Annotated in this window: 19 protein-coding genes; 13 read left to right on the forward strand and 6 right to left on the reverse strand. The window is 72.8% G+C overall.

What is annotated here, in order from left to right; translation table 11 throughout:
• Positions 1 to 82: 82 nt before the first annotated feature.
• Positions 83 to 1,369, reverse strand: a complete 1,287-nt coding sequence (locus IE241_RS26265) for an exo-beta-N-acetylmuramidase NamZ family protein (RefSeq protein ID WP_190024296.1) — start codon at positions 1,367 to 1,369, stop codon at positions 83 to 85.
• A 137-nt stretch (positions 1,370 to 1,506) separates the two neighbouring features.
• Here IE241_RS26265 and IE241_RS26270 point away from each other — a divergent pair, with 137 nt between their 5' ends.
• From IE241_RS26270 to IE241_RS26290, 5 genes are all read left to right on the forward strand, one after another.
• Positions 1,507 to 2,268: an SDR family oxidoreductase gene (locus IE241_RS26270; RefSeq protein WP_190024297.1), complete on the forward strand. Its 762-nt coding sequence runs from the start codon at positions 1,507 to 1,509 to the stop codon at positions 2,266 to 2,268.
• Between the two features lie 88 nt (positions 2,269 to 2,356).
• Positions 2,357 to 2,953, forward strand: coding sequence for a TetR/AcrR family transcriptional regulator (locus IE241_RS26275; RefSeq protein WP_190024298.1), 597 nt, complete (start codon positions 2,357 to 2,359; stop codon positions 2,951 to 2,953).
• A 105-nt stretch (positions 2,954 to 3,058) separates the two neighbouring features.
• Positions 3,059 to 3,676, forward strand: a complete 618-nt coding sequence (locus IE241_RS26280) for a TetR/AcrR family transcriptional regulator (protein WP_190024299.1) — start codon at positions 3,059 to 3,061, stop codon at positions 3,674 to 3,676.
• Between the two features lie 124 nt (positions 3,677 to 3,800).
• Entirely contained in the window at positions 3,801 to 5,141 is a 1,341-nt protein-coding gene (gene hmgA, locus IE241_RS26285; protein ID WP_190024300.1) for a homogentisate 1,2-dioxygenase, read from the forward strand.
• Positions 5,142 to 5,163: 22 nt separating this feature from the next.
• Positions 5,164 to 5,919 carry a GntR family transcriptional regulator gene (locus IE241_RS26290; protein WP_190024301.1) on the forward strand — a complete coding sequence of 252 codons (756 nt, stop codon included), beginning with the start codon at positions 5,164 to 5,166 and terminating at the stop codon, positions 5,917 to 5,919.
• Positions 5,920 to 6,115: 196 nt separating this feature from the next.
• Here IE241_RS26290 and IE241_RS26295 read toward each other — a convergent pair whose 3' ends face one another.
• Positions 6,116 to 6,379 carry a hypothetical protein gene (locus IE241_RS26295; protein WP_058045109.1) on the reverse strand — a complete coding sequence of 88 codons (264 nt, stop codon included), beginning with the start codon at positions 6,377 to 6,379 and terminating at the stop codon, positions 6,116 to 6,118.
• A gap of 240 nt (positions 6,380 to 6,619) precedes the next feature.
• Here IE241_RS26295 and IE241_RS26300 point away from each other — a divergent pair, with 240 nt between their 5' ends.
• Positions 6,620 to 8,341, forward strand: coding sequence for a serine/threonine-protein kinase (locus IE241_RS26300; protein ID WP_229899819.1), 1,722 nt, complete (start codon positions 6,620 to 6,622; stop codon positions 8,339 to 8,341).
• On the opposite strand, the gene IE241_RS26305 is transcribed toward IE241_RS26300, so the two are convergent.
• Positions 8,330 to 9,133: an SGNH/GDSL hydrolase family protein gene (locus IE241_RS26305; RefSeq protein WP_190024302.1), complete on the reverse strand. Its 804-nt coding sequence runs from the start codon at positions 9,131 to 9,133 to the stop codon at positions 8,330 to 8,332. The genes IE241_RS26300 and IE241_RS26305 overlap by 12 nt on opposite strands.
• Before the next feature lie 288 nt (positions 9,134 to 9,421).
• Here IE241_RS26305 and IE241_RS26310 point away from each other — a divergent pair, with 288 nt between their 5' ends.
• The 6 genes from IE241_RS26310 to IE241_RS26335 all read left to right on the forward strand — a co-directional run bounded on the left by IE241_RS26310 (position 9,422) and on the right by IE241_RS26335 (position 17,954).
• Positions 9,422 to 9,952, forward strand: coding sequence for a DUF1616 domain-containing protein (locus IE241_RS26310; RefSeq protein ID WP_229899821.1), 531 nt, complete (start codon positions 9,422 to 9,424; stop codon positions 9,950 to 9,952).
• Between the two features lies 1 nt (position 9,953).
• Complete coding sequence (locus tag IE241_RS26315; RefSeq protein WP_190024303.1) at positions 9,954 to 11,048, forward strand: GNAT family N-acetyltransferase; 1,095 nt, start codon at positions 9,954 to 9,956, stop codon at positions 11,046 to 11,048.
• A gap of 409 nt (positions 11,049 to 11,457) precedes the next feature.
• Positions 11,458 to 12,270, forward strand: coding sequence for a glycosyltransferase family 2 protein (locus IE241_RS26320; RefSeq protein ID WP_190024304.1), 813 nt, complete (start codon positions 11,458 to 11,460; stop codon positions 12,268 to 12,270).
• A gap of 2 nt (positions 12,271 to 12,272) precedes the next feature.
• Positions 12,273 to 13,343 (forward strand): glycosyltransferase family 2 protein, encoded by a 1,071-nt coding sequence (locus tag IE241_RS26325; protein ID WP_190024364.1) that lies wholly within the window; start codon positions 12,273 to 12,275, stop codon positions 13,341 to 13,343.
• Complete coding sequence (locus tag IE241_RS26330) at positions 13,340 to 14,140, forward strand: polysaccharide deacetylase family protein (protein WP_190024305.1); 801 nt, start codon at positions 13,340 to 13,342, stop codon at positions 14,138 to 14,140. Before IE241_RS26325 ends, IE241_RS26330 begins: the two co-directional genes overlap by 4 nt.
• Positions 14,133 to 17,954, forward strand: coding sequence for a lipopolysaccharide biosynthesis protein (locus IE241_RS26335; protein ID WP_190024306.1), 3,822 nt, complete (start codon positions 14,133 to 14,135; stop codon positions 17,952 to 17,954). Before IE241_RS26330 ends, IE241_RS26335 begins: the two co-directional genes overlap by 8 nt.
• Positions 17,955 to 18,025: 71 nt before the next feature.
• Here IE241_RS26335 and IE241_RS26340 read toward each other — a convergent pair whose 3' ends face one another.
• Positions 18,026 to 19,420, reverse strand: a complete 1,395-nt coding sequence (locus tag IE241_RS26340) for a glycoside hydrolase family protein (protein WP_190024307.1) — start codon at positions 19,418 to 19,420, stop codon at positions 18,026 to 18,028.
• Between the two features lie 126 nt (positions 19,421 to 19,546).
• Between IE241_RS26340 and IE241_RS26345 the strand changes: the two genes are divergently transcribed.
• A complete protein-coding gene (locus IE241_RS26345) occupies positions 19,547 to 20,704 on the forward strand; it encodes a DUF5925 domain-containing protein (RefSeq protein WP_229899838.1) in 1,158 nt (385 codons plus the stop codon).
• Between the two features lie 259 nt (positions 20,705 to 20,963).
• Here IE241_RS26345 and IE241_RS26350 read toward each other — a convergent pair whose 3' ends face one another.
• Positions 20,964 to 21,335 (reverse strand): GntR family transcriptional regulator, encoded by a 372-nt coding sequence (locus IE241_RS26350; protein ID WP_190024308.1) that lies wholly within the window; start codon positions 21,333 to 21,335, stop codon positions 20,964 to 20,966.
• A gap of 27 nt (positions 21,336 to 21,362) precedes the next feature.
• Positions 21,363 to 23,219 (reverse strand): asparagine synthase (glutamine-hydrolyzing), encoded by a 1,857-nt coding sequence (gene asnB / locus IE241_RS26355; RefSeq protein WP_190024309.1) that lies wholly within the window; start codon positions 23,217 to 23,219, stop codon positions 21,363 to 21,365.
• Positions 23,220 to 23,387: the final 168 nt, after the last annotated feature.

The following is a 23,387-nucleotide window of genomic DNA, read 5'->3' on the forward strand; positions in this document are numbered from 1 at the left end:
AAGGGGACGTGTCCAGACTCCTGTCACGCCGTTCACGCTTCCGTGTCCGGGCCCCGTGCGCCCCTGGTCCGCACGCGGCGGTTCAGCCGTACAGGAGGTGCTCCTCGCGCGTCGCGCGGAAGGCCTCCAGGCCGGGCTGCCAGGCCTCCACGATGTCGTCGGCCGAGGCCCCCGCGTCGGTCATCGTGCGCACGGCCGCCGTCCCCGCGAGGCGGTCGATCCAAAGGTCCGGGCGCCAGGCGAAGCCCGGCCAGATACGTCTGGCGGTGACGAGCAGGGCGACGCCCGTGCGCACCGGGTCGTACGCCCGCCGGTCGTGCACGTGCAGCTGCACCCCGCCGATGGTGCGGCCCTGGAACTTGGAGAACACCGGCACCGCGTACGCCTCGCGGAAGCGCACGCCCGGCAGGTCCAGCGCGTTCAGGGCCGCGGCCCAGCGGTGGTCGACGCCCTCGGCGCCGACGATCTCGAACGGGCGGGTCGTGCCGCGCCCTTCGGAGAGGCTGGTGCCCTCCAGCAGGCAGGTGCCCGCGTAGGCGAGGGCGGTGTCGGGCGTGGGCATGTTGGGGCTCGGCGGCACCCACGGCAGCCCGGTGCCGTCGAAGAAGTGCGTGCGCCGCCAGCCGCTCATCGGCACGGTCTCCAGCCGTGCGGCGCGCCCGGCGGCCCTCGGCACGCCGTCCGCGTTGAACAGCAGGGCGAGCTCGGCCACGGTCATGCCGTGGGCCTGCGCGAGCGGTTCGCGGCCGACGCCCGAGGCCAGGGAGCGCTCCAGGACCGGTCCGTACGCGCCGCGGCCCGTCAGGGGGTTGGGCCGGTCCAGGACGACGATGCGCAGGCCGGCGAGCGCCGCGGCGATCAGGCACTCGTAGAGCGTCCAGACGTACGTGTAGAAGCGTGCGCCCACGTCCTGGACGTCGAAGACGACGGTGTCCACGCCGGCGCGGCCGAACAGGGCGGCGAGCTCCCGGCCGCGCAGGCCGTAGACGTCGTGCACCGGCAGGCCGGTGGCCGGGTCGGTGCCCGTGCTCTCCGAGCCGCCGGCCTGTGCCGTGCCGCGGAAGCCGTGCTCGGGGCCGAACACGGCGCGCAGGTCCACCCGCCGGTCCGCGTGCATCACGTCCACGATGTGGCGGAGGTCGGCGGTGACGCCGGTGGCGTTGGTGACGACGCCGGTGCGGGCCCCGGCGAGCAGGGCGTAGCCGCTCTCCGCCAGCCGGTCGAAGCCGGTGCGGACGCGGGCCGCCGCCGCGGCCCCGGCCGGGCTCGCGGCGGGGCAGGAGAGCGCTCCGGCGGCCGCCGTGCCCAGCACCTGGCGTCGCGTCACATTCCTTGTGTACGGGGGGCGTCCCCCGGAAGAGTGCCGCATGGGACGCACGCTAACGCTCCGGCGGCCCGGTCGGCACAATGTCGGAGGGCGTGCCTCCGGGCGCGTCACGGCCTCTTCCCCCGGCACATACCGACTGGTTAGTCTGCGCCGAGCAACCGAGCCGAGGGAGACCGAGCGTGAGCATCGTGCGGGACGCGGGAGTCGTCGTCACGGGAGCGGGAGGCGGCATCGGCGCCGCGCTCGCCCGCCGGTTCGCGGCCGAGGGCGCACGGGTGGCGGTCAACGACCTCGACGCCGCCAAGGCGGAGGCGGTCGCGGCGGAGATCGGCGCCATAGCGGTCCCCGGCGACGCCTCCGACGTCGTGGAAGCGGCCCGCGAGGCGCTCGGCGGCCGCGTCGACGTCTACTGCGCCAACGCCGGTGTGGCCCCCTCGGGCGGCCCCGAGGCCGAGGAGGAGCTCTGGGAGACGGCCTGGGACGTCAACGTCATGGCCCACGTGCGGGCGGCGCGCAAGCTGCTGCCCGAGTGGCTCGACCGCGGCAGCGGCCGGTTCGTGGCCACGGTCTCCGCGGCCGGGCTGCTCACGATGCTCGGCTCGGCCCCGTACAGCGTCTCCAAGCACGCCGCCCTCGCCTTCGCCGAATGGCTCTCCCTCACCTACCGCCACTGCGGCATCGAGGTCCACGCCATCTGCCCGCAGGGCGTGCGGACGGACATGCTGCGGGGCACGGGCCCGGCCGGGGACCTGGTGCTCGTGCCCACGGCGATCGAGCCCGCGCAGGTCGCCGACGCGCTCTTCGAGGGGATGGCCGCGGGCCGCTTCCTGATCCTGCCGCACCCCGAGGTCGCCGACTACTACGCGGCCCGCGCCACCGACCCCGACCGCTGGCTCCGCGGCATGAACCACCTCCAGCGCAAGCTCGAAGAGGAAGGGTGAGCGTCGCACGCGCGGCCGCCGGGCCGCAGACGAACACGATGCCCGCACCTCTGCGCCGCGCGGGCGGAGAAGCGAACGGGGAAATGCAGTGAGCGTCGCGGGCGCGGCACCCGAGGGCGAACCCGTGCCGCAGCGGCTGCTCGCGGCCGCCACCCGGCTCTTCGCCGACCAGGGCTACGACCGCACGTCCGTCCAGGAGATCGTGGTGGCCGCGGGCGTCACCAAGGGTGCCCTCTACCACTACTTCGGCTCGAAGGACGACCTGCTGCACGAGGTGTACGCGCGCGTGCTGCGCCTGCAGCAGGAGCGGCTGGACTGCTTCGCGCGCTCGGACGCCCCCGTCGAGAAGCGGCTGCGGGAGGCGGCGGCCGACGTGGTGGTCACCACCATCGAGAACCTCGACGACACGAAGATCTTCTTCCGGTCGATGCACCACCTCGGCCCCGAGAAGCTCGCGCAGGTGCGGGCGGAGCGGCGCCGGTACCACGAGCGCTTCCGGGCCCTGGTGGAGGAGGGCCAGCGCTCCGGCGTCTTCACCTCGGCCACCCCGGCGGACCTGGTCGTGGACTACCACTTCGGCTCCGTCCACCATCTGGGCGCCTGGTACCACGCGCAGGGCAGGCTGAGCGCCCGGCAGGTCGCCGGCCACCTCGCGGACCTGCTGATGCGCGCGCTGCGGCCGTAGCGCACCGGCCCCCGCCACACCTCCCTAAGCGCTTGCTCACCTCGGGGTATGGTGTTCGTTCCGCGGGCGCAGGGCCCGCGGCGGGCCGGGAGAGCGGGGCGTGGGATGGGTGCGGAGGGGCAGCAGGGCGGGCAGTGGGCCGATGTCACGCCCGATGCCGCGCGGCGGCTGGTGACCGCCGCCGTCGAGGCCTTCGCCGAGCGCGGCTACCACGCCACCACCACCCGCGACATCGCCGGCCGCGCGGGCATGAGCCCCGCCGCGCTCTACATCCACTACAAGACGAAGGAAGAGCTGCTCTACCGCATCAGCAGCGTCGGCCACCGGCTCGCCCTCGACATCCTGCGCCGGGCGCGGGACTCCGCCGGCAGCCCCGCCGACCGCCTCTCCGAGGCCGTGCGGTCCTTCGTCCGCTGGCACGCCGAGCACCACACCACCGCGCGGGTCGTGCAGTACGAGCTGGGGGCGCTGGGCGAGGAGCACTACGCCGAGGTCGTCGCCCTGCGCCGGGACACCGACGCCGCGGTCCGCGCCATCGTCGAGGACGGGGTGGCCTCGGGCGACTTCGGCACCCCGGACGTGCCGGGGACGACACTGGCGGTGCTGTCGCTGTGCATCGACGTCGCCCGGTGGTTCAACGCCGAGGGCAAGCGCACGCCGGACGAGGTGGGCGAGCTGTACGCGGACCTGGCGCTGCGCATGGTGGGGTACGCGGGGAAGTGAGCGCCCGGCCGGGAACCCGGCGTCGAAACCCGGTGCTCCGTACACGCCTCCCCTGATCCATTGACGCGCCCCGCCGGGAATCCTACGGTCTCCCATAGGAATCCATCGGCGCTGGGAGCACGCGATGAGCGGTACGGGCAACGAGCAGGCGCGGAAGGCCGCCGAGGGGCTCGCCTACTCGGCCGGTTTCGGCAATGAGCACAGCAGCGAGGCCGTCCCGGGCGCGCTGCCCGTAGGGCGCAACTCGCCGCAGCGGGCCCCGCTCGGGCTGTACGCGGAACAGCTGAGCGGCACGGCCTTCACCGAGCCCCGGCACACCAACCGCCGGTCGTGGCTCTACCGCATCCGGCCCTCCGCCGCGCACCCGCCCTTCACCCGCACCGGCAACGGGCACCTGGCCAGCGCGCCGTTCGCCGACGCCGTGCCCGACCCCAACCGGCTGCGCTGGGACCCGCTGCCCGAGCCGGCCGAGGGCACGGACTTCCTGGCCGGCCTGTGGACCCTGGGCGGCAACGGCGACGTCACCCAGCGCGCGGGCATGGCCGTCCACCTCTACGCCGCGAACGCCTCGATGGACCGGGTGTTCGGCGACGCCGACGGCGAGCTGCTCATCGTGCCCGAGCGCGGCGGGCTCCTGCTGCACACGGAGTTCGGCCTGCTGCACGCCGGGCCCGGGCACGTGGCCCTGATCCCGCGCGGGGTGCGCTTCCGGGTGGAGCTGCTGGACGCCACCGCCCGCGGCTACGTCTGCGAGAACTACGGACAGCCCTTCACGCTCCCCGACCTGGGCCCGATCGGCGCGAACGGGCTGGCGAACGCACGCGACTTCCTCGCCCCGGTCGCCGCGTACGAGGATGTCGAGGGCCCCGTCGAGGTCGTCGGCAAGTTCTGCGGCAACCTCTGGAAGGCGACGTACGACCACTCGCCGCTGGACGTGGTCGCCTGGCACGGCAACCTCGTCCCGTACGTCTACGACCTGCGCCGCTTCAACGTCCTCGGCTCCATCAGCTACGACCACCCGGACCCGTCGATCTTCACGGTGCTCACGTCCCCGTCGGACACCCCGGGCCTGGCCGGCGTCGACTTCGTCGTCTTCGCGCCGCGCTGGCTGGTGGGCGAGGACACCTTCCGGCCGCCGTACTTCCACCGGAACGTGATGAGCGAGTACATGGGCCTGATCGAGGGCGCCTACGACGCGAAGTCCGCCGGGAAGGGCGGCTTCGTCCCGGGCGGCGGCTCGCTGCACAACATGATGTCGGCGCACGGCCCGGACCGGGACACCTTCGACAAGGCGAGCGCGGCCGACCTCAAGCCGCAGAAGGTGGACGACGGACTGGCCTTCATGTTCGAGACGCGCTGGCCGGTGACCGCGACGGAGCAGGCCCGGACCGCCGGCCATCTCCAGACGCGCTACGACGACGTGTGGCAGGGTCTGGAGCGTCATTTCCGCCAGCCCCGCCCATGACGCCGTACGAGCCGGAGAGCCCGTGACCACCTTCGCCCCCGACTCCCTCGCACTCAACCGCAAGCTGCCGCTGTGGTATCAGGTGTCGCAGTCGCTGCGCGCCTCGATACTCGGGCGCTGCCCGAGCGACCCGCTGCGCCTGCCCACCGAGGACGCCCTCGCCGAGCACTACGGCGTGAGCGTGCTGACCATGCGGCAGGCGCTGAAGGAGCTGGAGGAGGAGGGGCTGATCAGCCGGCACCGGCGGCGCGGCACCTTCATCGAGCCGAGCGCCCGCCGGGTCTCCCCCGTGCGGCTGCTCGGCTCGGTGGACGCCATCGTGGCGCAGCAGTCCGGCGAGCGGACCACCGTGCTGGGGCACGGGCCGGCGGCGGTCCCGGCGGAGCTGGCCGAGCACTTCCCCGGCCTGGAGGAGGCGGTGGTCTTCCGGCGGCTGCGCTGCGACGGGGAGTCGGGCGAGCCGACGAACTGGGCGGAGAACCTCGTCCGCCCGGAGCTCGCCGAGCGCATCGACCTGGCGGACCTGGCGCGCTGGCCGATGACGAAGGTGCTGCGGGACGCCGTGGGCGTGCGGATCAGCCGGATCACCGACACCGTCGAGGCCCGGCTGGCCGATCCGGAGACGGCACGGCTGCTGCAGGTGCCGCTGCTGAGCCCGATCCTGCACTACACGGGCGTGACGTACGACGCCTCGGGCCGGGCGGTGGACGTGGCCCGGATCCGCTACCGGGGCGACCGCTTCTCCTTCAGCGTCACGCTGGAGGCGGAGGCGGACTGACGCGCCCCGGACCGAAGCCGCCGGGAGCCGCCGGGCGGCTCACACCCTGCCGCGGCACGGCCTGAGGGCACACCGGAGAGGAGTGCCGGGACGCGCCACGGCGCCGTCCGGCCGCGCCCCGGGGAGAGGGTGGAGGGCCGACGGCGTCGCGCCGGTCGGTGGAACGGCGGTGGGGCGCTGCGCTCGGGGCCGGGGTTCAGTCGTGGTTGCCGAACAGGGAGCGACGCAGGCGTCTCAGCGGCGCCAAGAGGGAGACCTTCGCGGTCCGGCTCTGCTTGGTGCGCGCGTGATCACGCGTGGTCAGCTCGCGCATCAGCAGGGTCGCCCCCTCGACTTCGCGCTGGGGCACGGCAGGCCCGCCCAGCACCGCGAGATGGCGGTCGAGGCGCGCGCTGGACGCGCCGCTGTTGCAGCTGATGGCAGGCACACGTGGCCTGCCGCGCATTGCTATCTGATCCATTGAGACTCCCCACCCGAACGAGGCACCCGGCTCAGGCAGGGTAACCCTACCGCCCCATTCCGTCACCCGCGCATCGGCGGGGCGGATTCACCACTCCGTCAAGGGCGTTGACGGGGCTGGCGTGAACCTGCCGTCACTGTCGGCGAGTTAGCGGGTCAAGGATATGCAGAAGAGGGGGCAATCACGCTCCGTTGCGGTAGATTCACCCCGAATCGCTCTCTTGGTGGAGGGGGCCCGTCGATGAGCGGGACGTTCGGGGGCGGTCCGGAGGGCGCAGCGGTGCCGCCGGGCCGGATGGTGGCGGGCCGGTACCGGCTGCTGGAGCGGTTGGGCCAGGGCGGCATGGGCGTGGTGTGGCGCGCGCGGGACGAGGTGCTCGACCGCGAGGTGGCCGTCAAGGAGGTCAGGGCCCCTTCCGGCCTGCTGGAACACGAGATCCGGCAGCTGTACGTGCGCCTGGAGCGCGAGGCCCGGGCCGCGGCGCGCATCTCGCATCCCCATGTCGTCACCGTCTACGACGTGGCCGCCGAGGACGGGCGGCCGTGGGTCGTGATGGAGCTGGTGCGCGGCCTGTCCCTGGCCGATGTGCTGGAGGCTGAGGGTCCGCTGGCCCCGGCGCGCGCGGCGCACATCGGCGCCGGTGTGCTCTCCGCGCTCCGGGGAGCGCACGCGGCGGGCGTGCTGCACCGGGACGTGAAACCAGGCAATGTCCTCCTCGCCAACGACGGGCGTGTCGTGCTCACCGACTTCGGCATCGCGACGGTCGAGGGGAACTCGGCGCTGACGCGGACCGGGGAGCTGGTGGGCTCGCCGGAGTTCCTGGCCCCCGAGCGCGCGCTGGGGCATCCGCCGGGACCGGGGTCGGACCTCTGGTCCCTCGGGGTGACGCTGTACGCGGCGGTGGAGGGCGTCTCCCCCTTCCGCCAGGACACCCCGCTCTCCACCATGCGGGCCGTGGTCGACCAGCAGCTCCCGGCGCCCGTCCGGGCGGGGGCGCTCGCGCCCGTCCTGGAAGGGCTGCTGCGCAAGGATCCCGCCCTGCGGCTCGGCGCCGAGGAGGCCGAGGGGATGCTGCGGGTGGTGGCGCAGGGCGGCACGCTCTCCGCCCCGGGCGCTCCGCCCACCGCCGAGGCCCCGACGGTCCCGGCGCACCCGCGGCGCGATCCGCCCGCCGGCCCGGCGGCGTTCTCCGGGGAGCACGGCGCCGGCGGCGGCTTCGGCCCGCCGCCCGGTGCCGGACCGTACGGGCCCGCGGAACCTCCGGGAGGGATCGGCACCACCGGCGACGACCGGCGCCGCCGCCCGGGGCTGGTGTTCGCGGTGGCCGCCGTCGTACTCGCCCTGCTGGCGGGCGGACTGGCCTGGGCCTTCAGCAGAGGCGAGGGCGACAACAGCGGTTCGTCGTCGTCCGGCGCGGGCCCGTCCGCGCCGGACAAGCCGGACAAGAACGCGGGGTCGCGCTCGCAGTCGGCGGACGGCTCCGGGAAGGCCTCGGACGCCGGCGGCGACCCCCCCTACGGACTGCGGGTCTCCGTCGAGGCGGTGCGCGACTCCTACACCGGCCCCTGCCCGCCGAAGAGCGCGGGCCCCTCGTTCCGGGTGACCTTCACCGCCGACCGCTCCCCCGTCCGGCTCTCCTACCGCGCGGTCACCGACAGCGGCCAGGTCGGCCCCTGGCAGACGTCCGACATCACGGAAGGCAAGAGCCTCAGCCTGACGTTCGTCGAGACCGATCACGACACGGGCCGGGACCGGCTCGCGGTCGAGGTCAGGAGCCCGCAGAAGATCACCTCCAATCGCGTGCCGTTCACCGTCACCTGTCAGGAGCAGTCGTCCGGCCGCCCGCCGTCCGGCCGCCCCTCGGGCAGGCCGTCGTCGCCGGGGCCGTCCCGGCCGCCGGGCCCGCCGCCCTCCGCAGCGACGGGCCCGACGTACGGGGGCGGGTACGGGTCAGGCGGCTGAGCTGAAGACCGGCAGGTAGCCGCCGGAGTGACCGGCCGCGGTCGGGTGGTAGGAGCTGTCCATGGGCAGGGTCACGCTGTTGAGCCAGGGGCTGCCGGAGCACAGCTCGTGGCCCGCGAAGCCGGCGGCGGCGTCCCCGAAGGTGAAGCCGTGATCGGCGACCCGCTTGGCGATGACGGAGTTGAGCAGGTCGGCGGCGTCGTTGATGGCCTTCCTCTTGGTCTCGCTGAGCCCGGCGCAGGTCGCGCCGAGTTTGTAGAAGCGGGGATACCCCAGGACGACGACATGAGCGGAAGGCGCTCTTCCTCTAATGGCGGTATAGACCTTGTCGAGTTCACCGGGGAGGGTGTTCTGGACAAATGTGCGGGCCTGATTGATCCGGTTGATACATGCGCTGTCGGAGTTGAGCACGCACGTGACCATGGTGTCGCTGAAGCCGGCGTCGTTCCCGCCGATGCTGAGCGAGACGAGCCCGGTCGAGCCGTTCAGCGGGCCGAGCTGCTTGCCGAGAACATCACCCGTTCGGGCCCCTGCGCAGGCGTTGAAGGAGAAGCTCGCGGGGGCGTGCGCGGCGGCCCAGAGCGCGGGGTAGGCCTTGGAACTGCGCTTGCAGTCCCCGCTGTTCGTGTAGTAGCTCCCGGCTCCGAGACCGGATGCATAGGAGTCACCGAGCGCCACATAGCCGGAAGTTGCGGCCTTCGGCGCTGCCTGTGCGGCGCCGGCTCCGGTGAGGGCCAGAGTGGCGGCGAGGGTGATCGCGGAGAGGGCACCCGCGAGGCGGGACAGTTTCATGGAACCTCCTTTACCAGGGTTTCTGCCGTACCCGTGGTAGCAGCAGCCCGTGATTATCGGAAGTGTCCATGTCAAAGATGTGAGCTAATGAACGCTCAACCACCGACACCGGGGGACATTCTGACGGTCCGACATATTCGTGCGGTATTCACCTGACCGAAAGGCTCCGGTTCCGCGCCGATCGGCTAACCGGAGCCCGTTTGCACGGCCTTCACATCTTGACGTCGCTCCGCCGATTGCGCGACATTGAAGCCTCGGCATCCGGCGCTTCGGGGGGCAAAGTCGCCAATGCAGAGCTTCACAGATCCCACCGGTCTCACCGGCCCGTCCGGCTCACCCGGCCCGTCAGTCCCGTCCGGCTCGTCCGGACCATCCGGCCCGTCCAGTCCGGCCTCGACCGCCGACCAGCCCGCATCACCGGCCGCGCCCGACCGGCCCGGCGGTGCGCGCACGCCGGCCGGGGACTCCCTGCCCGTGGTGGCCGGGGCCGCCACGGCGATCGCGGGCGTCGGCGCCGTGCTGGCGCTCGCGGACATCGGCTCACCCCTGCGTGCGCCGTTCACGCTCTTCTTCCTGATCGTCGCGCCGGCCTGCGCCGTGGGGGCGGCGCTGCGCGGCCTCGATCCGCTCAGCCGCTCGGTGGTGGCGGCCGGCGGAGCCGTCGCCGTCGACATGCTGGTCGCCCAGGCCATGCTCGCGCTCCACACCTGGACGGTGCGGGGTGGCGTCGCCGCGGTCGCGGCCGTCAGCCTTCTCCTGTTCCTGCTGGCACACGTGCGGCGCCACCGGTGCCACACGGCGAAAAGTCGGGCTTCCTGAGGTGAACATCAGCGTGTACCGGCCCGGTGAGCTCACCGCGGCCGACCGGGCGGCCTGGTCTGCCCTGCAGGAGGCGGCGGTCGAGGACGGCTCGCCGCAGCTTGCGAATCCTTTCCTCGCACCCGAGTTCGCCCTCGCGGTCGGCCGGTGCCGGGCCGGGGCGCGGATCGCGGTGGTGCGCGAGGACGGCGAGCCCGTGGGCTTCTTCCCGTACCAGCGCTCCGCCCTCGGGGTGGGTCGCGCGATCGGCCTGGGCATCTCGGACGCCCAGGGGCTGGTCCACCGGCCGGGCTTCCAGTGGGACGCGCGCGAGCTGCTGCACGCGTGCGGGCTGTCGGTCTGGGAGTTCGACCACCTGGTGGAGGGGCAGAAGCCGTTCGAGGTGGGCGCCTCCGGGTCCTACCGGTCGCCCGTGGTGGATGTCGAGCAGGGTTTCGATCCGTATCTGGCGGTGCTGCGCAAGCAGTCGCCGAAGTTCACCCGCACCACGCTCGCCAAGGAGCGCAGGCTCGGCCGCGACATCGGCGAGCTGCGGTACGTGCACGACGAGCGCGATCCCGATGTGCTGCGGACCCTGATCGCCTGGAAGTCCGCGCAGTACCGAAGAACGGGGCGCAGCGACCGGTTCGCGCGCCCCTGGATCGCGCGTCTGGTCGAGCAGCTCTTCCACACCAGGACCGAGTCCTTCGCGGGGCTGCTGTCGGTGCTCTACGCCGGGGGCCGGCCGGTCGCGGCGCACTTCGGGCTGCGCTCGCGGCGGGTGCTCGCCTGCTGGTTCCCCTCGTACGACCCGGCCTTCGCGAAGTTCTCGCCGGGCCTGGTGCTGCACCTGCGGATGGCGGAGGGGGCGGCCGCCGCGGGGATGGCCTACCTCGACCTGGGACGGGGTGAGAAGGCGTACAAGAACTCACTGAAGACGCGTGAACTCAGCGTCTCCGAAGGCTGGGTGACGAGGCGTCACCCCGTGGCGCTGGGGCACCGCGCCCGGCGTGCGCCGGTGCGGGCCCTGCGCAACACCGTGCTGGCCCGGCCCGAACTCTTCGAGCCTGCCGACCGGTTGCTCAAGCGCGTGGGACGGCTGCGTCAGGGCGACTGAGGGCGCACTGCGTCGCACGCGCGCCGCCAACGGCGCAAAGCGTCAACACGATGCAGGATTTGGGCGCAAAAAACACCCAAAGGAGGAGTCACCGCACCAGCTCTTGCCATACAGTCTCAACCATCAATACCGTCGTACATCCACCCGCATCGGCCCATCATGCAAAGCGGCTCAGGGGAGGGCAAGCGTCGCGATGGTGCCCGGGGCGGGGCGCGGTGGGGGGTGCCGCGTCCGGCTGATCAGAGTCGCCGTTCGCGTATAACCGCGCGGCGAGCAACCGTTGCCAGCTCATCCGGCCCATGCGGCGATGAACGTCGTCAGGGCGGGGTGAGTACCCCCTTTTCGAACCGGATACGCCACCGGACCGCTCGGGGCGGGCGGTCCACCGGACGAGAGGGACATCCGAGTCATGAGTTCTTTTCTGCGCCCGGCGGCTGATCAGGAGGCCCTGGTCGCCGCCCATTACCGCCCGGTGACGTCGCATCTCGCGATAGCTCCACCCGTGAGCGTCGTCATCCCCGCCATGAACGAGGCGGAGAACCTCCCGTACGTCTTCAAGACCCTGCCGGAGTGGGTCCACGAAGTGGTCCTCGTCGACGGCAATTCCACCGACGACACCATCGAGGTGGCGCGGCAGCTGTGGCCGGACGTGAAGGTGGTCCGGCAGCTCGGCAAGGGCAAGGGCGACGCCCTCATCACCGGCTTCGCCGCCTGCACGGGCGAGATCATCGTGATGGTCGACGCCGACGGCTCCGCCGACGGCAACGAGATCGTCAGCTATGTGTCCGCGCTCGTCGGCGGCGCGGACTTCGCCAAGGGCTCGCGCTTCGCCAACGGCGGCGGCACGGACGACATGACGCCCATCCGCAAGCTCGGCAACCGCGTGCTCTGCTCGATCGTCAACCACAAGTTCGGCGCCCGCTACACCGACCTGTGCTACGGCTACAACGCCTTCTGGAAGCACTGCCTGGACGAGATCGCCCTCGACTGCGCCGGCTTCGAGGTCGAGACCCTGATGAACATCAGAGTCGTCAAGGCGGGCCTGCGCGTCCAGGAGATTCCCAGCCATGAGTTCGTCCGCATCCACGGCACCAGCAATCTGCGGGCCGTGCGGGACGGGCTGCGCGTACTGAAAGTGATCCTGCAGGAGCGCGGCACCCGGCGGCGGCGCCCGCAGCGGCTCGCCATCGCGCCCGCGGCCAACCGTGGGGAAGTGTCTTGACGATCACCACTTCCCCGGCCGGCACGGCGGAAGGCGCCGGCGCGGCCACCGGCCCCTCGGTCTCGGTGGTCATCTGTGTGTACACCGAGGACCGCTGGGACGACATCGTCGCCGCGGTGGCCTCGGTCCGCGAGCAGTCCCGGCCGGCGCTGGAGACACTGGTGGTCGTGGACCACAATCCGGCCCTGCTGCGGCGGCTCGCCAAGCATGTCGGGGACGACGGCTGTGCCGGGGACGGGGTGCGGGTGCTCGCCAATGCGGGCCCCCGCGGCCTGTCCGCGGGCCGCAACACCGGCATCGCGGAATCGTCCGGCGAGGTCATCGCCTTCCTCGACGACGACGCCGTCGCCGAGCGGGACTGGCTGCGGCACTTCGCGGAGGGCTATGCCGACCCCCGGGTGATGGCCGTGGGCGGCCGCACCCAGCCGGTGTGGGAGTCCCGGCGGCGGCCCGCCTGGTTCCCCGAGGAGTTCGACTGGGCCGTCGGCTGCACCTACCGCGGCCTGCCGCCCGGCAAGGTGCCCGTCCGCAACGTCCTCGGGGGCAACGCCTCCTTCCGCCGGTCGGCCTTCGAGCTGGCCGGCGGGTTCGCCTGCGGCATCGGCCGCGACGGCGACCGGCTGCCGCTCGGCTGCGAGGAGACCGAGCTGTGCATCCGGCTGACGCGGGCCATGCCCGAGGCGGTGCTGCTGATCGACGACCGCTCGGTCATCCACCACCGGGTGCCCGCGGCTCGCGAGCGCTTCGGCTATCTGTGGACCCGCTCGTACGCCGAGGGTCTGTCCAAGGCCCTGGTGACACGGAGCGTGGGGGCGCAGGCCGGGCTGGCGTCGGAGCGCCGGTACACCACGCGGGTGCTGCCCGCCGGGATCGCCCGGGGAGTGCGCGACGCCCTGCTGGGCAGGCCCGGCGGGGCCGGGCGGGCCGGGGCGATCGTGGCCGGGGTGGCGGCCGCGGCCGGGGGCTATGCGGTGGGCACCTTCCGGGCGCGCCGCGGCGGCAGCCGGTTCGCGGTGGCGGCGACCCAGGAGCCGGCCGGGCCGAGACCTCCGGCAGAGGAGGCCGGCGCATGAGCACCTCCCGGGTCCCGATACTGATGTATCACGCAGTGGCGCACGCTCCCGCGCGCGCCACCTACGGTCTGTCGGTCTCGCCGCATGCGTTCGCGCGGCAGATGCGGCTCCTGGCCGACCGCGGGTTCCACCCGCTGACGACCGAGGAGCTGGCCACGGCGTGGCGCTCCGGTTCCGGGCTGCCCCGGAAGCCGGTGCTGATCACGTTCGACGACGGCTACGAGGGCGTGCACCGGCACGCCCTGCCCACGCTGGTGGAGCACCGCTTCCGTTCCACGCTGTTCGCTTCCACGGGCTGGCTGCGCGGTGCGCATGAGACCGGAGGCGCTCTCGATCTGATGCTGAGCTGGGGCCAGGTGAAGGAGCTGGCCGCCTCGGGGATGGAGATCGGCGGGCACAGCCATACCCACCCGCAGCTGGATCAACTACCCGACGATCAGCTGTGGTTCGAGGTGCTGAAGTGCCGCGAGGTACTGGCCACGGAGCTGGGGCGGGCGCCGGTCTCCTTCGCCTACCCGTACGGCTATTCCAGCCGCAGGGTCCGCCGCATCGTGCGGGCGGCGGGCTTCGGCATCTCCCTGGCGGTGGGCAACGGCCTGGCCGCCCGCCCCCAGGGGCCCTACGCCCTGGAGCGGGTGACAGTGCGGCGCTCGACGGGTATGGCCGAGTTCGAGCGGCTCGTGGAGGGCCGGGGTGTGGGGCGGCTCTTCGCCCGGGACCGGACGCTCACCAAGGGCTATGCCCTCTACCGCAGAACCCGTCAGGTCGTCAGGAAGGCAAGCGAAACCCGTGTCTGACACGTCCACCCGAACCGAGGAGCGGGAGACGGAGGGGCCGGCCGGCCGCAGGCTGCGGCTGCCGGGGCGGGGCGGCGGAAGCCCGCTGTTCCGCAACGCCTTCGCGCTGATGCTCAACACGGGCATCAGCGCCGTCCTCGGGCTCGGGTACTGGCTGATCGCCGCCCGTTACTACACGGAGGAGGCGGTCGGCCAGGGCTCGGCGGCCATCGCCGCGATGAAGCTCCTCGCGGGGCTCACCGCGGTGACCCTGACCGGGGGGCTGGCGCGGTTCATCCCGGTCGCCGGGCGGACGACGGGCAAGCTCGTCTTCCGGACGTACGCGGGCAGCTCGCTGCTCGTCGCGCTCGCGGCGTGCGTCTTCCTGCTCACCCTGGGCTCGTGGGGGCCGTCGTACGGCTTTTTGAACGGCTCCCTCAACGGCCTGGGCTTCGTCGCCGCCGTCATCGCCTGGTCGGTGCTCACCCTGCAGGACGGCGTGCTCACCGGCCTGCGCCGGGCGCTGTGGGTGCCCGTGGGCAATACGGTCTTCTCGGCCGTGAAGCTGGCCCTGCTGGTGGCCCTGGCGATGACGCTGCCCACCTCCGGCGTGTTCGTGTCGTGGGTGGTCTCGATCGCCGTGTCGGTGCTGCCGCTGGGCTGGCTGGTCTTCCGCCGTCTGGTGCCCCAGCACGTGGCCGCGACGGAGGCGGCCGCGCGGCCCGCCTCGTACCGGGAGATGGGCCGTTTCCTCGCCGGGGACTACACGGGTTCGCTGTTCTCCCTGGCCGTGGTCTACCTGGTGCCGGTGATCATCGCCTCCCAGGTCAGCTCCGAGGACAACGCGTACTTCTACATCACCACCACCATCGGCGGCACGGTCAACCTGCTCGCCATCAACATGGGCGCGTCGCTGACGGTGGAGGGCTCGCACGACCCGGCGCGGCTGGCGGAGAACTGCCGCGCGGCGCTGCGCCGGATGGCCACGATCATGGTGCCGGTCTGTCTGCTGCTGTTCCTCCTCGCGCCGTACATCCTGCGCGTCTTCGGCCCCGGCTACGCCGCGGCGGCCACGCCGCTGCTGCGCTGGTTCGCGGTGGGCGCGGCGCTGCGCGTGGTGATGGAGGTCTATTTCGCGGTGCTGCGGGCGCAGAGCCGGACGGCCGGGCTGGCCTATCTCCAGGGGCTGCTGTGCGTGCTGGTGCTGGGGCTGACGCTGCTGCTCCTGCCGCGCATGGGGCTCACGGGTGCGGGGGTGGCCGAGATCTCCAGCCTGGCGGTCATCGTCTCCATCTCCGCGGTCAGGCTCCACCGCATACTGCGCGCCGCCCGGCCCGAGCCCACGGCCTACGCCCCCGATGTGGCCCCGGACGGCGATCTGGCCGACCTGGCGGCCCGCGGCGACCGGCGCGACGCCCCGCGCACCGAGCCCCACGGGCTCCGGCGCACGGCGCGGCACGGCATCACCCGCGGCTTAGGAGGTGAGGGCGAGCAGGAGCCCGGAGAGAGAGACAGCGGTGCCTACGGCACCCGCTGGGCACTGCGCGCCGCGCTCGACGCGGACACGATGCCGCTGGGCGTGCGGCTGGACTTCGACCACTTGGAGAGGCGCCCTGATCTCCGGCACACCCCGGAGGCAGTCGTCGTGTCCCACTCCGTCTCCCCGGCCGCGTCCCAGGCGGCCGCCAAGCAGCCCGTCGCGGCGCCCGCGCGGGAGAAGGTCCCGCAGGAGAAGGCCCCCCAGGCAAAGGCGGCGCAGGGGAAGGCCTCACTGGAGAAAGGCTCGTCGGAGAAGGCCCCGCTGGAGAAGACCTCCTCTCCCCCGGGCCCGGCGCCGTGGTGGCGCGGTCCCGAGGCGGCGGTCTGGCTGCTGCTGGCAGCCGCCCTCGCGCTGTACTGGCTGCCCCTGGTGGGGGCCGGCGAAGCGACCCTGGACCGCATGGGCGGGCTCGGCCTGATCTCCGTGCTGCCCGTGGCGACGCTGGCGGGCGTGGCGCTGCTGGTCGTCTCCTTCGTGGCCGCGCTGTGGCTGGACGGGCAGCGGCGCCGGCTGCTCACGGCGGTGCTGCTGCTGACGGTGGTCTCCCTGCACGCCCTGCCGGCGGTGCTGGAGGCGCAGCCGCGCTTCGCGACGGCCTGGCAGCACCTGGGCTTCCTGGACTTCATCGACCGCACGGGCGTGGCGGCGCCGGACCTGGACGCCCGCTGGAGCTGGCCCGGCTTCTTCGCCCTCATGGCGTTCGCCGCGAAGACAGCCGGCGTGGGCGACCTCACCGAGGTGCTGCGCTGGTGGCCGACGGCGATCCAGCTGCTGTGCCTGGCGCCGCTCGCGCTGCTGCTGCGGGCCGTGCGCGCGGGGTGGCGGGCGAAGTGGACGGCGGCCTGGCTGTTCGTGCTGTGCGGCTGGGTGGGGCAGGACTACTTCTCGCCCCAGGCGCTCAACTACTTCTTCTATCTGCTGTTCGCCGCGGTGCTGCTGGTGTGGTTCCGCTGGCCCCGGCAGCTGCGCGGCACGCTGCTCCCGGGCGAGACGGAGCCTCAGCCGGCCGGCCGGAGGGCGCAGGGCGCGCTGCTGGCCGTGGTCATCGCGCTGTTCGCGGCGTCGGTCGTCAGCCACCAGCTGACGCCGTTCGTGATGCTCGGGGTGCTGACCGCGCTGGTGGTCACCCGCCGCTCCACGCTGCGCGGGCTGCCGCTGCTGTGCGGTGTGATGCTGGTGGTGTGGGTGGGCTTTCTGGCCGAGCCCTACTGGTCGGGCCATTTCGACGAGTTGTTCGGCGGCCTGGGCTCCCTCGGCGGCAATGTCTCCTCGTCGGTCTCGGGCCGGATCGAGGGCGGCAGCCCCGTCCACAAGCTGGTGCTCTACATCCGGGTGCTGCTCGCGGGCGGGGTGCTGGCCTTCGCCGCGATCGGCTGGTGGCGCCGCCGCCGGGCCGGGATCGGCGATGTGGCGCTGCTGGTGCTGACCGGGGTGCCCTTCCTGGCCTTCGGCATGCAGTCCTACGGCGGCGAGGTGGCCCTGCGGGTCTTCCTCTTCGCGCTGCCGGGCGCGTGCGTCCTGGCGGCGCTCGCGCTCTTCCCGCACGCCGCGGAGCGCCCCGGCCGCACGGTCCTCGCGCCGGTGGCCGCGCTGCTGGCGGGCCTGGTCCTGGTCTTCGGCTTCCTGGTGGCCCGCTGGGGCAACGAGTCCTTCGAGCGGGTGCGCCCCGGCGAGGTCGCCGCGATGGACTTCGTGTACGCGCACGACAAGCCGACCGTACGGCTGCTGTGGATGAGCAGCGACCCCTCGAAGAACGTCACCCCCGCCATGCCGTGGGGTGCGAAGGACATGGAGCGGGTGCACTACGACGCGACGCTCGCTCCGCGCGATCCGGCCCGCGTGGACGAGCTGGTCACCGCGCTCCGTAAGGCCGGGCCCCAGGCGTATCTGATGGTCAACCGCGGCCAGTCGGTATATCTCGAACTCGACGCAGGCTATGCGGCGGACTGGGACGGCCGGATGCGGCGCACGCTCGACGGCCGCCCGGAGCTGCGCCGCGTGTTCACGAACGACGACGCCGTGCTGTACGCGCTGAAGGACAAGCCCGCCGGTGAGGCCCCGCAGCCCCGGCCGGGCCCGGCGGGTCCCCGGGTGACGTGGACGCCGGTGTCGGTCGTCGGCGGGCTGGCGGCGGTGGCGCTGCTGGTGCTGCTGGCGGCGCGCGAGATGCTGCGGGTCACGGCCCGGCCGGGGGTGCGTCAGCTGCGCTGGCTGCAGGGGTCGTACTGGTTCGCGCTGCCGCTGCTGCTGGTCCTGCTGGCGTCGCTGGTGTACCGGTTCGCGACGATGTCGTGAACGACGTGGATGACGTGGATGACATGGGCGGGATGCCGTAGCCGGATTCCCGGGCGGGATTCGCCGGGTGGTCAGCCGGTCCAGCGGATCTCGTTGGGCGCCAGGTCCAGGGAGGTGCCGTCCACCTCCACGGTCAGCCGGCGGTCCTGCATGTTGACCACGAGGGTGGTGCCCCCCGCGGCGAGGGCGGACACCGCGTCGCGGTTCCCCCCCGTGACCTCCGGGGTGCGCAGGCCCGCGCCGGGCGGGAAGGCCTTGGCGAAGCGGGACAGCAGGTCCAGCATGGGCAGCCCGCCCCCGCCGCCCTTCAGTTCGGTGCTGCGCCACAGGCAGCCGGGGCAGTCCTCCCCTGTCTCCTCCGGGTTCCAGTAGAAGGCCGTGGAGGCCCCCGACCGGGCGAGGTGGATCATGGCCGTGGCGTGGACGGCGGTGCGGTGCGCCTCGGTCCAGGACTTGCGGTCGTCGTTGGCGTCGGCGGGCTCCACGTACCACTCGGACCACCACACCGGCAGATCGACGGTCCTGCGCAGCCACGTGGTCACGTCGGCGAACTTCCGGGTCGCGGCGAACTCGTCCGGGAAGAGCTTGCTGCCCTCGCGGGTGTAGCTGGCGCCGTCGACGACGAGGAAGTCGGCGCCCTTCTTGTGGGCGTTCCAGTACTTGAGGGCGTCGAGGGCCCGCTGGTCGACCGAGCCCCAGGGTCCGCGCAGGGACGAGGCGTTGGAGGAGGAGCCGGGCGGGTTGCTGTCCATGCTGATGTACGGGCCGCCCACGAGATTGGCTCTGTTGTGCTTCTTCAGCTCCGCGTAGACCAGGTTGTACAGCTCGGTGTAGCCCTCGTAGTTCCAGCGGTTGCGGCCCTCGTCGTAGAAGCCCTTGAACTCGTTCCAGACGATGAAATGACGAATGTCCGGATAGCGCTTGGCGATGACGCCTGCGAGTGCGGCGAAGTCCTTGTAGTGGGCGCGGTCGGGCGCCTTCTCCAGGGACTTCAGCGACCAGTCGGTGCGCTCTCCGCCGCCCTTCATCCAGTCGGGCGCGCAGCACAGGGTGAGCACGGGGGTCGTGCCGGTCTTGCGCATGAAGGCGACGCGGCGGTCGAGATCGGCGAAGTTGTAGGTGCCGGGCCTGGGTTCGGGGTTGTCGACGCCCCAGCCCATGATGTGCTGGTTCTGCGGCATGCGGGAGCCGGCGAGCAGGCCGGCCGTGGTCCGCCGGGCGGCGTCGTCGCCGCGGTCGGCGCTGTACTGGGTGTGGGTGAAGCCCCAGCCGAGATCGAGGGCGGCCCTGTCCCCGTTCGCGCCGTCCGGCGCACCGTCCCCTCCCGTCTGCCGGCCGGTCGCCCACAGGGCGAGCAGCAGGGCCAGCGCGACCACGCCGGCCGCGAGCAGCGCGGCCAACCGCCACCGCCCGGCTCGCCGCCACCCGGCCCGCCAAAACGTCCGACTCACACCACGTCGTCCCATCACGGGCAAGCGTATCCGCGGCCGAAACGATGTGCGGCGCCTTCCGGGCGAACATGGACGGGTGTCGCGGATCCGGTCGTGAAGCAGGGGAAAACCTGTGTGCGCAAGGGCCGCCGGTGCCGGATCATGGGCGGCATGTGTGCCGACCGCCGATCCAGCCCCAGGAGGCAGGCCCTGCCCACCGACCCGGTCTTCACTCCGACCGAGAAATCGCTGCCCATCCGCCTCAACGTGGACGACAGCGACTCGCCGTCCGACGTCATCGACGCCCTCTTCCTGGGCCGCTTCGCCACCGGCGAGCAGCCGTACGCGCACAGCCACTCCGTCGACCGCGTCAAGTCCGGGGCCACACTCCTGCCGCCCGGGGCCCACGTGGTGCGCTCCGCCCGCGACGACGACCGCAGCGCGACCCTGGCCGAGGGCGACGGCTGGACGCTGCTGATCTCCCGCTGGAACCGGGGTGCGGACGTCTCCGTCACGGCCACCACCGACGAGCTGGCCAAGAAGGTGCTCGGCCAGGCCGTGGAGGGCGCGGAGGACGAGCCCGAACCCCAGCCCGAACACGTGACCATGGGCTTCTGGTACGTCTCGCCGCGGCGCGGCCCGCACCGGACGACCCGTCAGATCTCCGCCGGCACATGGGAGGAGGTCCGGCCCAACTACACCGCGCGCGTCGCGGACGCCATGGACCGGCTGATGAAGATCACCCCGGATGACATCGCGGGGCGGCTGCTCCTCCTGCACGGCCCGCCCGGCACCGGGAAGACCTCCGCGCTGCGCACGCTCGCGCGGTCCTGGCGCGACTGGTGCCAGGTGGACTGCGTGCTGGACCCCGAGCGGCTGTTCAACGACGTCGGCTATCTGATGGACATCGCCATCGGCGAGGACGACGGCGGCTCCAAGGGCCGCTGGCGGCTGCTGCTCCTGGAGGACTGCGACGAGCTGATCCGCGGCGAGGCCAAGCACACGGCGGGCCAGGCGCTGTCGCGGCTGCTGAACCTCACGGACGGGCTGCTCGGGCAGGGCCGCAACGTCCTCGTCGGCGTCACCACGAACGAGGACCTGGAGCGGCTGCACCCCGCCGTGGTGCGGCCGGGCCGCTGCCTGGCCCGTATCGAGGTGGGCCCGCTCAGCCGCGCGGAGGCCGTGGGCTGGCTGGGCACGGACCAGGGGGTGGGACGCGAGGGCGCGACGCTCGCAGAACTCTTCGCCCTGCGGCGGGGCAGCGGGCCTGCGTCGGTGCCGCCGCAGCACGACGGAGCGGATGCGGGGTTGTATCTGTGACGCCCCCGCCTTGACGTGCCTCATGGCCTCCGGCCGGGGACGGTACGGCACCGCCGGTCTGCCGCACGGTGGCTGAGCACCGTTGCGGCGGGGGATCCCGTCGGCCCTCGCGGAGGTGGTACGCCGGGGCGGCAAACGGGTTCCGAGCGCCACGGCCCGGCAGAGCGGCGGTCGCCACAGTCTGCCGGAGCCGGCACGCCTGCCTTCCGCCGCAGCGGCGAAATGCCACGACGGCGCAGCCCGGCGGTGCCCGGCCGGACTAGCCGTACACCGCCCGCAGGGCGTCATCCACCGCCGCGTGGGCGGCGTCGGCGTCCAGGCCCAGCCGGTGCGCGCGCTCGGCGAAGGCCCGGGCCGCCGCCGCGGCCTCCCGCGCCGCCGTATCGCCGAGCGCAGCGACGAACGTGCCGTGGCGCCCCCGCGTCTCGATGACCCCGTCGGCCTCCAGTGCGCGGTAGGCCTTGGCGGCGGTGTTCGCGGCGAGGCCCAGTTCTTCGGCGAGGCCGCGCACGGTCGGGAGCTTGTAGCCGGTGGGGAGCTCGCCGGAGCGGGCGAGTCCGGCGATCCGGGCGCGGATCTGCTCGTAGGGCGGCTCGGCCGCGTCCGGGTCGACAGTGATCTTCAGGGCCACGCTCGGACTCTACCGCTTCTCCCTCAGCTACAGCTCCAGCGCGGTGTCGTGCATGCGCAGCCAGGTGTCCAGGTTGAGGACGAGCTCGGTGGCGGAGCGGAAGGACTCGCCCGCGTCGTCGGCGAGGGAGTCGGCGACGGCCGCGGTGTCGAGCAGGGGGCGTACGGGCGCGTCCTTGTCGGCGAGGACGCGGGAGAGCTCGGCGCGCAGGGCGGCGGCGTAGCGGGGGTCCTGGATGCTGGGGTAGGGGCTCTTGACGCGGTCGGCGACGATGCCGGGCAGGAGGTCGCGGGTGGCGGCGCGCAGCAGGGACTTCTCACGGCCGTCGAAGGTCTTCATGGCCCAGGGGGTGTTGAAGACGTACTCGACGAGGCGGTGGTCGCAGAAGGGGACGCGGACCTCCAGGCCGACGGCCATGCTGGCCCGGTCCTTGCGGTCGAGGAGGAGCTGGACGAAGCGGGTCAGGTGCAGGTAGCCGATCTCCCGCATGCGCCGCTCCAGGCCGCTCTCGCCGGGCAGGCGGGGCACTTCGGCGAGGGCTTCGCGGTAGCGGGCGTCCTGGTGGCCGGCGAGGTCGAGCTTGGCGAGGAGGCCGCGGTCGAGGAGGGCGGCGCGGCCTCCGCTGTGCTCGCCGGCGAAGCGGTCGGCGGCTCCGGCGGCGACCCACGGGAAGGTGTCGGCGTGTACGTGGTCGGGGTTGTGGAACCACGCGTAGCCGCCGAAGACCTCGTCGGCGGACTCGCCGGACAGGGCGACCGTGGACTGCTCGCGGATGGCCTTGAAGAGCAGGTAGAGGGAGACGTCGCCGTCGCCGAAGCCGCTGATGGGCATGTCGCGGGCGGTGAGGACGGCGTCGCGGTTGGCCTTGGCCATCAGGTCGGCGGTGTCGAGGACGATGTCGGAGTGGTGGGAGGAGACGTGGGCGGCGAGCGCGTGGGCGTAGGGGCCGTCGGGGGTGGGCCGCAGGGGGTCGGGGCGGAAGTTCTCGGTGTGCCCGGTGAAATCGACCGAGAAGGACCGGACGGGGCCGGCTCCCGCGCCGGCGAGGCCCTTGGCGGCGAGGGCGGTGATGGCGGAGGAGTCGAGGCCGCCGGAGAGCAGGGTGCACAGGGGGACGTCGGCGATGAGCTGGCGGCCGACGATGTCGTCGAGCAGGTCGCGCACGTGGCGGACGGTGGTGCCGAGGTCGTCGGTGTGCTCGCGGGCCTCCAGGGCCCAGTAGCGGCGCAGGGTCAGGCCGCTGCGGCGTATGCGGGCGGTGTGGCCGGGGGGCAGTTCGTACATGCCCTTGTAGAGGGCGTGGCCGGGGGTCTTGGTGAAGGCGACGAGTTCGGCGAGGCCTTCGGCGTCCACGGCCGCGCGTACGGCGGGGTGGGCGAGGATGGCCTTGGGCTCGGAGCCGAAGAGGACCCCGTGGGGCGTGGGGTGGTAGTAGAGCGGCTTGATGCCCATGCGGTCGCGGACGAGGAGGAGTTCCTCGGTGCGCGGGTCCCACAGGGCGAAGGCGTACATGCCGTTGAGGCGCTCGGTGAAGTCCTCGCCCCATTCGAGGTAGGCGTGCAGGACGACCTCGGTGTCGCTGCTGGTGCGGAAGGCGTGGCCGCGCGTCTCCAGCTCGGCGCGCAGCTCGCGGTAGTTGTAGACCTCGCCGCTGTAGGTGGTGACGAGCACGGTGCGGCCGTCGCGTTCGACGCGCATGGGCTGGGCGCCGCCTTCGATGTCGATGACGGCGAGGCGGCGGTGGCCGAGGGCGGCGTGGGTGTCGAACCAGGTGCCGCCGGCGTCGGGCCCGCGGCAGGCCATGGTCTGCGTCATCGCTTCGAGCGTGCCGCGCGCCGTGGTGAGGTCCCGGTCGTAGGAGATCCATCCGGTGATCCCGCACATCGTTGCGTTCTCCCCTTTCGTCGGACCGGCCCGGGTGTCCGGGCGCGGCTGATCCCCCGTGGGGTGCGGGCCCCGCCTCGGGGGCGGCGGGGACCGCAGGGATCACGGTACGCCCACATAGATGCATTCACCATCCATGTAGGAGTAAAACGCTGGGAAACCAGTTGG

The organism is Streptomyces hiroshimensis (assembly GCF_014650335.1).
Classification (GTDB): Bacteria; Actinomycetota; Actinomycetes; order Streptomycetales; family Streptomycetaceae; genus Streptomyces; species Streptomyces hiroshimensis.

What these genes read in the sequence shown, in the direction of transcription:
- IE241_RS26265 (WP_190024296.1), bottom strand. Translation starts at nt 1,369, where the DNA reads ATGCGGCACTCTTCCGGGGGACGCCCCCCGTACACAAGGAATGTGACG.
- IE241_RS26280 (WP_190024299.1), top strand. Translation starts at nt 3,059, where the DNA reads ATGGGTGCGGAGGGGCAGCAGGGCGGGCAGTGGGCCGATGTCACGCCC.
- hmgA (WP_190024300.1), top strand. Translation starts at nt 3,801, where the DNA reads ATGAGCGGTACGGGCAACGAGCAGGCGCGGAAGGCCGCCGAGGGGCTC.
- IE241_RS26295 (WP_058045109.1), bottom strand. Translation starts at nt 6,379, where the DNA reads ATGGATCAGATAGCAATGCGCGGCAGGCCACGTGTGCCTGCCATCAGC.
- IE241_RS26300 (WP_229899819.1), top strand. Translation starts at nt 6,620, where the DNA reads ATGAGCGGGACGTTCGGGGGCGGTCCGGAGGGCGCAGCGGTGCCGCCG.
- IE241_RS26305 (WP_190024302.1), bottom strand. Translation starts at nt 9,133, where the DNA reads ATGAAACTGTCCCGCCTCGCGGGTGCCCTCTCCGCGATCACCCTCGCC.
- IE241_RS26310 (WP_229899821.1), top strand. Translation starts at nt 9,422, where the DNA reads ATGCAGAGCTTCACAGATCCCACCGGTCTCACCGGCCCGTCCGGCTCA.
- IE241_RS26320 (WP_190024304.1), top strand. Translation starts at nt 11,458, where the DNA reads ATGAGTTCTTTTCTGCGCCCGGCGGCTGATCAGGAGGCCCTGGTCGCC.
- IE241_RS26330 (WP_190024305.1), top strand. Translation starts at nt 13,340, where the DNA reads ATGAGCACCTCCCGGGTCCCGATACTGATGTATCACGCAGTGGCGCAC.
- IE241_RS26340 (WP_190024307.1), bottom strand. Translation starts at nt 19,420, where the DNA reads ATGGGACGACGTGGTGTGAGTCGGACGTTTTGGCGGGCCGGGTGGCGG.
- IE241_RS26345 (WP_229899838.1), top strand. Translation starts at nt 19,547, where the DNA reads ATGGGCGGCATGTGTGCCGACCGCCGATCCAGCCCCAGGAGGCAGGCC.
- asnB (WP_190024309.1), bottom strand. Translation starts at nt 23,219, where the DNA reads ATGTGCGGGATCACCGGATGGATCTCCTACGACCGGGACCTCACCACG.